The sequence below is a fragment of the Planococcus sp. RAB007_Raresut genome (genome assembly GCF_057369535.1).
Genome location: NZ_JBXYIF010000264.1, coordinates 1 through 238, shown reverse-complemented (window position 1 = coordinate 238; position 238 = coordinate 1). Strand labels below are relative to the sequence as shown.

Here is a 238-nt window from a genome sequence, read left to right as displayed (position 1 = left end):
AAGCCGATGCCATACTGGAACAGCTTTAGCGGATTCATCTCGACGCGCACGGCGGGCAGCGCGCTTCCCGCAACCTGCACCATGCCGACGCCACGTACCTGCGAAAGATGCTGCTGCAATACGTTGCTCGCCAGATCATACAATACTGTCGCAGTGCGTGTCGGAGACGTCAGGGCCAGAATGAGAACCGGAGCGCCGTTCGGGTTGGCTTTGCTGTAGCTGGGATTCTGCCGCAACG

At 59.7% G+C, this 238-nt stretch carries 1 protein-coding gene; it reads right to left on the bottom strand.

Features of this window, described 5'->3' with window-relative positions; translation table 11 throughout:
* A partial coding sequence (locus AC2Q9J_RS18485) for an efflux RND transporter permease subunit (RefSeq protein WP_499042192.1) occupies positions 1–238 on the bottom strand: 238 nt, incomplete at both ends.